This is a genomic window from Pseudomonas sp. B5(2017) (assembly GCF_002112825.1).
Lineage (GTDB): Bacteria > Pseudomonadota > Gammaproteobacteria > Pseudomonadales > Pseudomonadaceae > Aquipseudomonas > Aquipseudomonas putida_Z.
Genome location: NZ_NEIR01000014.1, coordinates 69,268 through 81,036, shown reverse-complemented (window position 1 = coordinate 81,036; position 11,769 = coordinate 69,268). Strand labels below are relative to the sequence as shown.

Below are 11,769 nucleotides of genomic sequence, written 5' to 3'. Positions count from 1 at the left end.
GCCCGGCGATCACGCCGGGCTTTTTCTTGGCTGACAAGCGTCACGCCCTGGGGCATCCTGTACGCCTTCGTTTCGCCCCCGTACAATGCGGGGTCATTTCAATGTCTTAGGCAATCGACACGGCTCACCATGCGCACCAGTCAATATTTGCTCGCCACCCAGAAAGAAACCCCTGCCGACGCAGTGGTCATCAGCCATCAGCTCATGCTGCGTGCCGGCATGATCCGCAAACTGGCCTCCGGCCTGTACACCTGGCTGCCGATGGGCTTGCGGGTGATGCGCAAGGTCGAGGCCGTGGTGCGTGAGGAAATGAACGCCGCCGGCGCCCTGGAAGTGCTGATGCCCAGCATCCAGCCCGCCGAACTGTGGCAGGAATCCGGCCGCTGGGAACAGTACGGCCCCGAGCTGCTGCGCCTGAAGGACCGCCACCAGCGCGACTTCTGCGTCGGCCCGACCCACGAAGAAGTGATCACCGACCTGGCCCGCAACGAGCTGTCCAGCTATAAACAGCTGCCGCTCAACATGTACCAGATCCAGACCAAGTTCCGTGACGAGATCCGCCCGCGCTTCGGCCTGATGCGCGGCCGCGAGTTCATCATGAAGGACGCCTACTCGTTCCATGCCGACCAGGCTTCCCTGCAGGAAACCTACGACCGCATGCACCAGGCGTACAGCAACGTGTTCACCCGCCTGGGCCTGGACTTCCGCCCAGTGCAGGCCGACACCGGCTCCATCGGTGGCAGCTACTCGCACGAATTCCACGTACTGGCCGAGTCCGGCGAAGACGACGTGATCTTCAGCGACAGCTCCGACTACGCCGCCAACATCGAGAAGGCCGAGGCCATCCCGCGTGAAACCGTGCGCCCGGCCCCTACCGAGGAGCTGCGCCTGGTCGATACGCCGAACGCCAAGACCATCGCCCAGCTGGTGGAAAACTTCGGCCTGCCGATCGAGAAGACCGTCAAGACCCTGATCGTGCGCGGCGCCGAAGAAGGCAAGCTGGTAGCACTGATCGTGCGTGGCGACCATGAGCTCAACGAAATCAAGGCGGCCAAGCTGGAACAGGTTGCCGACCCGCTGGTCATGGCCACCGACGCTGAACTGCGCGAGGCCATCGGTGCCGGCGCCGGCTCGCTCGGCCCGCTGAACCTGCCGCTGGAAATCGTCATTGACCGTTCGGTTGCCCTGATGAGCGACTTCGGCATTGGCGCCAACATCGACGACAAGCACTACTTCGGCGTGAACTGGGAGCGCGACCTGCCGGTTCCACAGGTCGCCGACCTGCGTAACGTGGTCGAAGGCGACCCGAGCCCGGACGGCCAGGGTACCCTGGTAATCAAGCGCGGCATCGAAGTGGGCCACATCTTCCAGCTCGGCACCAAGTACAGCGAGGCGCTGAAGTGCCAGGTACTGGGCGAGAACGGCAAGCCGGTAACCCTGTCCATGGGCTGCTACGGCATCGGTGTGTCCCGCGTGGTGGCAGCTGCCATCGAGCAGAGCTACGACGACAAGGGCATCATCTGGAACGACGCCCTGGCCCCGTTCCAAATCGCCCTGGTACCGCTGCGCTACGAAACCGAGGTAGTTCGCGAGGCGACCGACAAGCTGTACGCCGAGCTGACTGCTGCCGGCTACGAAGTGCTGCTGGACGACCGTGACAAGAAGACCAGCCCAGGCATCAAGTTTGCCGACATGGAGCTGATCGGCATCCCGCACCGCATCGTCGTCAGCGATCGCGGCCTGGCCGAAGGCAACCTGGAGTACAAGCACCGCACCGAGCAGGACGCCCAGTCGTTGCCGCTCGATGAAGTGCTGACCTTCCTGCAGGCCCGCGTTCGCCGCTGATAACCAATGCACGAGTGATCATGTTCAAGCGAAGTACCTTTCCCCTGGGGGGCGCCGCACTGTGCGGCGCCCTGCTCGTCAGCGGCTGCGCCAACCAGATGTCCCAGCGCAGCGACCATGAGGAGCGCGTCGAGCGCAAACTGCTCGAGCACACCCTGCAGATCGATGTCGGCGAGCCGAAGGTGATGGAGCTTCCGCAACGACGTGTGCGCGTGCATGAGCAGAAGCGCTTCGAAGTCACCGAATTCGAAGTCACGCGCAGCTATGACCGCTACACGCCTTACCAACCCTGGCGGGAGATCTACGAAATCCCGCTGGGTGCGGTGGCCGTGGTGGCAGGCGTGGGGGCCAACGTGGTCAATGTCTTCGCCCTGGGCAACCTGCCGGAGAGCATCACCCACGACTGGCTCAGCTATGGCGTGGACGGGCTCAATCCGTTCATGAACGTGCCGTCCAACGGCCGTGCCCAGCAGAACCTGGCCGGGATCAGCGAAGTGCAGAAAGGCAAGCGCGAGGAATCTACCAGCGTGCCCTGGAGCGAGCGCCTGGTCGAGGTCAAGGCCGGCAAGATGACCCACGAGCTGACCACCGACAGGAACGGCGTGCTGCGCCTGAACCTGCTCGACAGCCCGTTCTCCGAGCAGAACCTCAACCACATCGGCACCCTGCACCTGCAGGTGCTGGACGAGGACAACGCGGTACGAGGCGATGCCAGCCTGCTGGTCAGCGCCACCCTGCGCAACAAGCTGCTCGAAGCCCATGAACTGATCTTCGATGACCTCGAAGATGACGATGTCGGCCAATGGGTACACCGGGTCAAGCGCTTGTCCGAACTGGGCCTGGAAGAGGAAGCCAGTGAAATGGAACAGAGCCTGATCGAACTGACCCGCAACGATCCGGAGTTGCAGCAGGAGTTTCTGCAGTCGCTGACCAAGGCCACTGGCCGGTTGGTGGCCGACCCGGGCGCGCAGTAACCCGCATCACGCAATACCTTGTAGGAGCGGCCTTGTGTCGCGATGGGCTGCGAAGCAGCCCCATGATTTCAGCCTTGATGCGTGAATTGCCGGGGCTGCTTCGCAGCCCATCGCGACACAAGGCCGCTCCTACAGGGACCGCGTTAAATTGGCGGGCCATTTATTGAGGCGGGAACAGCTCCAGCTGCTCATGCGCCCCGCGCAAGTCGCGCAACCTCACGCCTACCCCCAGCAAGCGCACCGGTTTGCCACCACGGGCAAACGCCTGCCCCAGCAATTGTCGATAACTCTCCAGGTCCCTGCCCGCCCCCGCCTGTTCCATGGTGGTCTGGCTGAAGTCATGGAACTTGACCTTGACGAAGGGCTTTTCCGGTCGGTAACTGCTGTCCATTCGGGCGATACGCTCGTTCAGGCTTTCCAGCAGCTCGGGCAGCCGTGCCAGGCAACTGGCCAGGTCCGGCAGATCGGTGTCGTAGGTGTTTTCCACGCTGACCGACTGCCGGCGGCTGTCATTGTGCACCGCACGTTCATCGATACCCCGCGCCAGCCCCCACAAACGCTCGCCAAAGCTGCCGAACTCGCGCACCAGCGCCAGGCGCGACCAGTCGCGCAATTCCAGGCAGGTTTCGATACCCAACCGCGCCAGCTTGTCTGCCGTTACCTTGCCTACCCCGTGCAGCCTGGCCACCGGCAGGGCGGCGACGAACGCCTCCACTTCGCCCGGAGTAATCACGAACAGGCCATTGGGCTTGCGCCAGTCACTGGCGATCTTGGCCAGGAACTTGTTCGGCGCCACACCGGCTGAGACAGTGATATGCAGGGTGCGGGCGACGCGCCGGCGGATATCCTCGGCAATGCGCGTGGCGCTGCCCGAATACCACTGGCTGTCGCTCACATCCAGGTAGGCCTCGTCCAGCGACAGTGGCTCGATCAATTCGGTGTAGTCGCGGAAGATTGTGTGGATTTCCCGCGAGGCCTCACGGTAGGCCTCGAAGCGCGGCTTGACGATCAGCAGGTCCGGGCACAGCTTCAGGGCGTGCCGCGACGACATGGCCGAACGCACGCCGTAGGCACGCGCTTCATAGTTGCAGGTGGCGATCACCCCACGGTGGTCGGCCGAGCCCCCCACCGCCATGGGCCGACCGGCCAGGCGCGGGTCGTCACGCATTTCGATCGCGGCATAAAAGCAATCGCAGTCGACGTGGATGATCTTGCGCAAGGACATGGATGACCGTCAGCACTGTAAATTCATACAGATAGTATCGCATGTGCCTTCGAGGCATGCAGCCTGTGCCCGGCATTGGTCGATAATCGGCCTGAAAGCCCCGTCGCGCCTGAGCTGCGCGCTATATTCAAACGCTAAGAGTTTGAACAGGAAAGGTTTTTTCAGAAAAAAGCTTGACACCCACGGGTAAATCCGTAGAATTCGATCTCACAGGCGCGGGATGGAGCAGCCTGGTAGCTCGTCGGGCTCATAACCCGAAGGTCGTCGGTTCAAATCCGGCTCCCGCAACCAGATTCGAGAAAAGGCCACTGTTCACACAGTGGCCTTTTTCTTTTGCGTCAAATAATGCGTTGAAAGAAATTTCAAAAAAATCAATGACTAGCGCTTGACACCCATTCTGAAAGCTGTAGAATTCGCCCCACTGACGCGGGATGGAGCAGCCTGGTAGCTCGTCGGGCTCATAACCCGAAGGTCGTCGGTTCAAATCCGGCTCCCGCAACCATATTCGTCAGAACAAACCCCGCCTGTGTAACAGCAGCGCGGGGTTTGTTGCTTTTCCCCTCCTGCTTTTCGTCGCCCCCAATTCCCCCGCCTTCCAGCCAACCCGCAGGCTTGAGAGGTCGTGCCCAGGATGAACTATCTTTAACCCTGCCAGGCCGCTGAAAGCGCTTGAGGCCGGAGTAACATTGGATACGTTTTCCTAAGGGACTCTCACTTGGCCACACCTTTCCCTCACCTCGCGCTGCAAGCCCGGGGCAATCCATGACTTCGCACAACCCCGAACCCCCGGTGCCGCTTGCCTCGGCGCTACCCGGCGCGGTGCAACGCCTGCCCTTGCTCGAACGCTTGAGCCGCTACCGCCAGCCCATCGGCCTGGTAGTGACCCTGGTGTTGTTCACCATGGCCTTGATCGCCTGCCGCCACCTGTTGAGCGAATTGGACATCTATGCCTTGCACGATGCCATGCTCAGCGTCCCGCCCCAGTCGTTACTTGGCGCCTTGCTGGCTACCGTGCTCGGTTTCGTTGTCCTGCTGGGCTACGAGTGGTCTGCCAGCCGCTATGCCGGCGTGAAGCTGCCGGCGAGCAGCCTGGCGCTGGGCGGTTTCAGCGCCTTTGCCATCGGCAACGCCATCGGCCTGTCGATGCTTTCGGGCGGTTCGGTGCGCTACCGCCTGTATGCACGCCAGGGGGTTGGCGCAGGTGAAGTTGCACGGATGACCGTTTTTGCCAGCCTGTCACTGGGCTGCGCGCTGCCGCCCCTGGCCGCCTTGGCGACCTTGAGCGACCTGCCGGCGGCGTCTGCCGCACTGGGTTTGGCGCCTGGCTTGCTGGCGGGTGTCGCAATAGCCGTGCTGCTGGTATGCAGCGTGCTGGTGTTCGGCTTGTACCGCCGTCGCCTGGCTGAGCAACCACTGGCCAACAGCCTGCTGGTACAACTGGGCCGCCGCACACTGCGCCTGCCTGGCGCACGCCTGGCAGCCCTGCAATTGCTGATCACCGCACTGGATGTCGCCGCTGCCGCCACCGTGCTGTACCTGCTGCTGCCCGAAGCACCGCCGTTCGGTGCCTTTGTGCTGGTTTACCTGCTGGCCTTGGCCGCAGGTGTGCTCAGCCACGTACCGGGCGGCGTCGGGGTATTCGAAGCGATCCTGCTGGCAGCTTTTGCCGACCAACTCGGCGCCGCGCCGCTGGCAGCGGCCCTGCTGCTGTATCGGCTGATCTACGTGGTGCTGCCGCTACTGCTGGCCTGCGTGCTGCTGCTGGCCAACGAGGCCCGGCGCCTGCTGTTCGCGCAACAGGCTATCAAGGCCGCTTCCGGGCTGGCCGCGCCGATCCTGTCGATCCTGGTGTTCCTGTCCGGGGTGGTGCTGCTGTTCTCCGGGGCCACGCCCGAGATCGACACCCGCCTGGAGCACATGGGTTTCCTGGTTCCGCACCGCCTGATCGACGCCTCGCACTTCGGCGCCAGCCTGATCGGCGTGCTGTGCCTGCTGCTGGCCCAGGGCCTGCGCCGGCGCCTGTCCGCCGCCTGGCTGCTGACCACCGTGCTGTTGCTGGTCGGCGCCCTGCTGTCGTTGCTCAAGGGCTTCGATTGGGAAGAGGCCTGCCTGCTGACCCTCACTGCCGCCCTGCTCGCCTTGTTCCGCCGTTCCTTCTACCGTCCAAGCCGTTTGCTCGAGTTGCCGTTCTCGCCGGTGTTTCTGGTGGCCAGCGCCTGTGTGGTCGGCGCATCGGTGTGGTTGTTGCTGTTCGCCTACCAGGATGTGCCCTACAGCCATCAGCTGTGGTGGCAGTTCACCCTCGATGCCGATGCCCCGCGTGGCCTGCGCGCCGCCATGGGCAGCGCAGTGCTGCTGGCGGCCGTGGCCCTGACCTGGCTGCTGCGCACCGCACCACCGGTGATCCACCTGCCTGACGAAGAAGAGCTGCTGCGTGCCAACCGCATTCTGCTGGCCTCCGACCAGCCCGATGGCGGCCTGGCCCTGACCGGCGACAAGGCGCTGCTGTTCCACCCTCGCGACAACGCCTTCCTCATGTACGCCCGTCGCGGCCGCAGCCTGGTGGCCCTGTACGACCCGATCGGCCCGGCCCAGGAGCGCGCCGAAATGATCTGGCAATTCCGCGATCTGTGCGACCTGCACCATGCCCGCCCGGTGTTCTATCAGGTGCGCGCCGAGAACCTGCCGTTCTACATGGACATCGGCCTGACCGCGCTGAAGCTGGGCGAAGAAGCCCGGGTCGACTTGCGCCGCTTCGACCTCGAAGCCAAGGGCAAGGAGATGAAGGACCTGCGCTACACCTGGAACCGTGGCGGCCGTGACGGCCTGAGCCTGGAAATCCACGAACCCGGGCATGCCCCGCTGGCAGAGCTGAAGGAAATTTCCGACGCCTGGCTTGGCAGCAAGAACGTGCGCGAGAAAGGCTTCTCGCTGGGGCGCTTCAGCCCTGAATACCTGCAGCATTTTCGCATTGCCCTGATCCGCTTCCAGGGCCGCCCGGTGGCTTTCGCCAACCTGCTGGAAACCCATGGCAACGAACTGGCCAGCCTCGACCTTATGCGTGCGCACCCCGAGGCCCCGAAGCTGACCATGGAATTCATGATGATCGGCCTGATCCTGCACTACAAAAGCCATGACTACGCCCGCTTCAGCCTGGGCATGGTGCCGCTTTCCGGCCTGCAGCCGCGGCGTGGCGCGCCCTTGACCCAGCGCCTGGGCTCGATGGTGTTCCGCCGTGGCGAGCAGCTGTACAACTTCCAGGGGCTTCGACGCTTCAAGGACAAGTTCCAACCGGACTGGGAACCCCGCTACATGGCCGTGCCGGCCGGGCTCGACCCGCTGGTGGCACTGGCCGACACCGCCGCCCTGATCGCAGGCGGCCTGACTGGATTGGTGAAACGTTGATGACCCGACGCTTTTGGCTGTACCTGCTGGTTCCCCTGCTGTTGGCCGCCCTGGGAGGCGCGCTGGCGTTCTGGCTATGGACCCGCCCGGCCCCCGAGGCACGCCTGGAACAACTGAGCATCAATGACACCCGCATCACCCGTGTGACCCCAGGCGTGCACCCCAAGGCCCGAGTGGCCATCGGTGTACCCCAGGACCAGGCGCTGACCGACAGGCAGCTGCTGGACCTGGCCCAGGCTGGCGAAGCGCAACTGGTGCAGGTGATCCTGCCGCCCAACGACTGCAACAAGCAGCAACAGGCCTTGGACCAGGCCATGGGCCAGCTGCCGGAGAAACCGACCCTGGTCGCCGGTATCGGCCCTGGCGCCTCTCAGGCGTGGCGCTGGCTGGCCAGCCAGAACAACGACAAGGCGCGGGCGATTTCCGTGGACTTCAGCCTGGAACAGCCCGGCTGCCAGGCAGCGCTGCCGAAGTCGGCCGCCCACGGCCACTGGAATGTCGCCTGGAACGACAACCCGGATGACGCCAGCGCCGCCTTCGTGCGCGACCAGGCCAATGCCGAAACCAGCATCAGCGACTACGACATTCACCTGCCACAAGTGCTCAAGGCCCAGCTGACCCAGGCCCTGGTCGGCCACGACGGCAACGCCCTGGCCATCCCGGTGGTCGAGGTGCCAGCCGGGCAGACCACCGACACGGTCACCCTGTTCCTTTCCGGTGATGGCGGCTGGCGGGACCTGGACCGCGACGTGGCCGGGGAAATGGCCAAGCTTGGCTACCCGGTGGTCGGCATCGACACGCTGCGCTACTACTGGCAGCACAAGACCCCGGAACAAAGCGCCGCCGACCTGTCCGAGCTGATGCAGCACTACCGGCAGAAATGGGGCACCAAGCGCTTCGTGCTGACCGGTTATTCGTTCGGTGCCGACGTGCTGCCGGCGATCTACAACCGCCTGCCGGCCGAGGATCAGCAGCGAATCGACGCGGTGATGCTGCTGGCCTTTGCCCGCAGCGGCAGCTTCGAGATCGAAGTCGAGGGCTGGCTGGGCAAGGAAGGCCAGGAAGCGCCAACCGGGCCGGAAATGGCCAGGCTGCCGGCCTCCAAGGTGGTGTGCGTGTATGGTGTGGAAGAAACCGACGAGAGCGGTTGCACCGACAAGACTGCGGTGGGTGAACGCCTGAAGCTGCCGGGGGGGCACCACTTCGACGAAAACTACCCGGCACTGGCCAAGCGCTTGATCGGCGAGATCGAGACGCGCCAGGGCAAGTCCAGCGTGGCTGAGCAGAACTGATAAGACCTTGCGGCCCATTCGCGGGTAAACCCGCTCCCACAGGTACAGCGCAAGCTTTGAAAGCTATGCGGTCCATGTGGGAGCGGGTACTGCCTTGAAATCTGTGTTGCACCTCAGATCTCGACCTGGGTCCCCAGCTCGATTACCCGGTTCAGCGGCAGGTTGAAGAAGCGCAAGTTGCCGTTGGCATTCTTCAGCAGGAACGCGAACAGGTTGCCCCGCCAGCGCGACATTCCCTCCAGCCGTGAGGCGATCACGGTCTCGCGGCTGAGGAAGAAGGTGGTGCGCATCGGGCTGAAATCCAGGTCTTCCAGGTGGCACAGCTTCAACGCCGCCGGCACGTCCGGTTCGTCCATGAAGCCGAAGTGCAGCAACACGCGGAAGAACCCGTCGCCATAGGCCTCCACCTCAAAGCGCTCCTGCTCCGGCACCCGTGGCCGATCCTCGCTGACCACCGTCAGCAGCACCACCTGGCTGTGCAGCACCTGGTTATGCAGCATGTTGTGCAACAGCGCATGGGGTACCGCATCGGAGCGTGCCGTGAGAAACACCGCCGTGCCTTCGACCCGGTGCGGCGGCTGAATGCGGATACTGCTGATGAACAGCTGCAGCGGCAGCGCGCCTTCGTCGATACGCTCCATCAGGATCTGCTTGCCGCGCTTCCAGGTGCTCATCAACAGGAACAGCACAGCGCCGGCCAGGACCGGGAATGCCCCGCCCTGGATGATCTTCGGCACGTTGGCGGCAAAGAACAGCCCATCCACAAACAGGAAACCCAGCAGGATCGGCACCGCCACCACCGGTGGCCACTTCCACAGCAGCAACATCACCGCCGAGACCAGGAGGGTGGTCATCAGCATGGTACCGGTCACCGCCACGCCGTAGGCCGCCGCCAGGGCGCCGGACGACCCGAAGCCGATCACCAGCAGCACCACGCCAACCATCAGCGCCCAGTTCACCGCACCGATGTAGATCTGCCCCTGCTCGTCGCTGGAGGTGTGCTGGATCTGCATGCGTGGAATGTAGCCCAGCTGGATGGCCTGGCGGGTCAGGGAGAAGGCCCCCGAGATCACCGCCTGCGAGGCGATCACCGTGGCCATGGTGGCCAACCCGACCAGCGGCAGCAGTGCCCAGCCCGGCGCCAGCAGGTAGAAGGGGTTACGTGCCGCCTCAGGGTTCTGCAGCAGCATCGCGCCCTGGCCAAAGTAGTTGAGCACCAGCGCCGGCAGCACCAGGACGAACCAGGCGCGGGCGATCGGCTTGCGCCCAAAGTGGCCCATGTCGGCGTACAGCGCCTCGGCACCGGTCAGCGCCAGCACCACCGCGCCGAGGATGGCCACGCCCATGCCGGGGTGAACCACGAAGAAGTTCACCGCCCAGGCCGGGTTGAATGCCTTGAGCACTTCGGGGCTCTGCGAGATGCCATGCACTCCCAGCGCGCCCAGCGCCACGAACCAGGTGACCATGATCGGGCCGAACAGCTTGCCGATCTTCTCGGTGCCGTGCTTCTGCACCAGGAACAGCGCCACCAGCACCACCAGCGAAATCGGCACCACCCAGTGATCGATGCCTTCGAAGGCCAGCCCCATGCCCTCCACCGCCGACAGTACCGATACCGCCGGGGTGATCATGCTGTCGCCATAGAACAGCGAAGCGCCGATCAACCCGCACACCACCATCAGCGTACGCAACCTCGGGTAGGCCGCCGTGGCCCGCCGCGCCAGTGCAGTCAGTGCCATGGTGCCACCCTCGCCCTGGTTGTCGGCGCGCAGGATGAACATCACGTACTTGAACGACACCACCCACAGCAGCGACCACAGGATCAGCGACAGGATCCCCAGCACGCCGTCATGGTTGACCGGCACTCCGTACCCTCCGCTGAAGACTTCCTTGAGGGTATACAACGGGCTGGTACCAATATCTCCATAAACCACCCCGACCGCCGCCACGAGCAGGCTCAACGACCGCGTCGCGCCCTGCTTCCCCTCGTGCCCGCCCTCGGCGTGACTGCTTGCCTGAACCATCGACCACTCCCGCAGACGGCCTTGCAAGGCCAGTAGAATTCCCACCTGCGCCCGGAAGCTTGGTACCCCTGACGCAATGGCCCGAAGCATAGCGCAGCGTTCGTGGATTTTCTGCTGGTGCGCCTCTGGCGGGTCACCTGGCGGTTACAACTAAAGGTCCAGAGACTGCATGGGTATGCCCAACGCTGCAGCAATCTTTTCGCGAGTGGCCTTGCGTGGGCGCTCGGCAGCTTCCTGCTGGGCATACGCCGACTGCGAGACGCCCAGGCGCTGGGCAACTTCAGCCTGAGTCAGGTCCAGATGCCTGCGCCAGGCAGCAATGGCGGTCATACCGTCCTTCACCATATAGCCAACGACTTCATTGGGTACCAGGTCCGGTTGCGGATGGCTGGCGATATAATCGGCATACGGCAGCACGACGAAGGCAGGACGCCCGTCAGCATCATTGATGATCTGTACGTTAGTAGGTGTGTTCATCGCGCTTCTTGACCTCCTCGATGCTGACAATTTTGACGCTACCGTCCCAGTCGAAAAGTATCCGGTAGTTACCCACCCTGAGACGGTAACCATAATGGTGATTGACCAGCGCCCTGATGTTTTGAACGTGCGGCATGTGCATCAATGCCTGAACAGCATCGTAGACCTTTGACTGATCAATCCTGTCGATTTTCCTGAGTTGCTTCACAGCTTTGCGTGACCAGTTGATCGTATTCATTTCCACGCCAGTCTTATAAGAAAACTATAAGAATCGAATAAGTTCAAGAAAAGGTTTCACCGGCGCAGACGAGGGTGACGGGCGGGGTCTATTGATTCAAGGGGAACCATTGCCAGGCTGTGTTTCGAGGTTTTGCCGAGCAAGCAACTTATGGTTGGCTGGCATAGCGCAGCGTTCGTCGCATTTCTGCTGGTCAAGCGACCCTGCGCTCGCTAGAATTGCGCACTTTTTGATCAGAGGCGCCAAAAGCGCCCGTCAAGATCGCCCCCGATTCCGGTCGGGCGACCTG

Annotated in this window: 8 protein-coding genes and 2 tRNA genes; 6 read left to right on the top strand and 4 right to left on the bottom strand. The window is 63.4% G+C overall.

Translation table 11 applies throughout. The features are described 5' to 3' along the window. The first annotated feature begins 129 nt into the window (after positions 1–129). Complete coding sequence (locus tag CAG00_RS20995) at positions 130–1,845, top strand: proline--tRNA ligase (protein ID WP_003257369.1); 1,716 nt, start codon at positions 130–132, stop codon at positions 1,843–1,845. A gap of 20 nt (positions 1,846–1,865) precedes the next feature. After that, entirely contained in the window at positions 1,866–2,819 is a 954-nt protein-coding gene (locus CAG00_RS20990; RefSeq protein ID WP_023661807.1) for a hypothetical protein, read from the top strand. A 160-nt stretch (positions 2,820–2,979) separates the two neighbouring features. Here CAG00_RS20990 and dinB read toward each other — a convergent pair whose 3' ends face one another. Further along, on the bottom strand, positions 2,980–4,038 hold the full coding sequence (gene dinB, locus CAG00_RS20985) for a DNA polymerase IV (RefSeq protein WP_170978906.1): 1,059 nt from the start codon (positions 4,036–4,038) through the stop codon (positions 2,980–2,982). A gap of 220 nt (positions 4,039–4,258) precedes the next feature. Between dinB and CAG00_RS20975 the strand changes: the two genes are divergently transcribed. From CAG00_RS20975 to CAG00_RS20960, 4 genes are all read left to right on the top strand, one after another. Beyond that, positions 4,259–4,335 (top strand) — tRNA-Met (locus CAG00_RS20975). A gap of 134 nt (positions 4,336–4,469) precedes the next feature. Continuing rightward, positions 4,470–4,546: transfer RNA gene (locus CAG00_RS20970), tRNA-Met, on the top strand. A 260-nt stretch (positions 4,547–4,806) separates the two neighbouring features. Further along, the gene (gene mprF / locus CAG00_RS20965; RefSeq protein ID WP_085665253.1) at positions 4,807–7,449 is read left to right on the top strand and encodes a bifunctional lysylphosphatidylglycerol flippase/synthetase MprF; all 2,643 of its coding nucleotides are present in this window, start codon (positions 4,807–4,809) and stop codon (positions 7,447–7,449) included. After that, on the top strand, positions 7,449–8,741 hold the full coding sequence (locus CAG00_RS20960) for a virulence factor family protein (RefSeq protein WP_085665252.1): 1,293 nt from the start codon (positions 7,449–7,451) through the stop codon (positions 8,739–8,741). The genes mprF and CAG00_RS20960 overlap by 1 nt, the downstream gene beginning before the upstream one ends. 113 nt (positions 8,742–8,854) lie before the next feature. Here CAG00_RS20960 and CAG00_RS20955 read toward each other — a convergent pair whose 3' ends face one another. The 3 genes from CAG00_RS20955 to CAG00_RS20945 all read right to left on the bottom strand — a co-directional run bounded on the left by CAG00_RS20955 (position 8,855) and on the right by CAG00_RS20945 (position 11,480). Beyond that, positions 8,855–10,765: a potassium transporter Kup gene (locus CAG00_RS20955; protein ID WP_085665251.1), complete on the bottom strand. Its 1,911-nt coding sequence runs from the start codon at positions 10,763–10,765 to the stop codon at positions 8,855–8,857. A gap of 150 nt (positions 10,766–10,915) precedes the next feature. Next, a complete protein-coding gene (locus CAG00_RS20950) occupies positions 10,916–11,242 on the bottom strand; it encodes a helix-turn-helix transcriptional regulator (RefSeq protein WP_085590701.1) in 327 nt (108 codons plus the stop codon). Continuing rightward, entirely contained in the window at positions 11,226–11,480 is a 255-nt protein-coding gene (locus tag CAG00_RS20945) for a type II toxin-antitoxin system RelE/ParE family toxin (protein WP_075046069.1), read from the bottom strand. Before CAG00_RS20945 ends, CAG00_RS20950 begins: the two co-directional genes overlap by 17 nt. Between the last annotated feature and the right edge of the window lie 289 nt (positions 11,481–11,769).

Coding starts and splice junctions, on each gene's coding strand:
- CAG00_RS20995 (WP_003257369.1), top strand. CDS start 130: ATGCGCACCAGTCAATATTTGCTCGCCACCCAGAAAGAAACCCCTGCC.
- CAG00_RS20950 (WP_085590701.1), bottom strand. CDS start 11,242: ATGAACACACCTACTAACGTACAGATCATCAATGATGCTGACGGGCGT.
- mprF (WP_085665253.1), top strand. CDS start 4,807: ATGACTTCGCACAACCCCGAACCCCCGGTGCCGCTTGCCTCGGCGCTA.
- CAG00_RS20990 (WP_023661807.1), top strand. CDS start 1,866: ATGTTCAAGCGAAGTACCTTTCCCCTGGGGGGCGCCGCACTGTGCGGC.
- CAG00_RS20960 (WP_085665252.1), top strand. CDS start 7,449: ATGACCCGACGCTTTTGGCTGTACCTGCTGGTTCCCCTGCTGTTGGCC.
- CAG00_RS20945 (WP_075046069.1), bottom strand. CDS start 11,480: ATGAATACGATCAACTGGTCACGCAAAGCTGTGAAGCAACTCAGGAAA.
- CAG00_RS20955 (WP_085665251.1), bottom strand. CDS start 10,765: ATGGTTCAGGCAAGCAGTCACGCCGAGGGCGGGCACGAGGGGAAGCAG.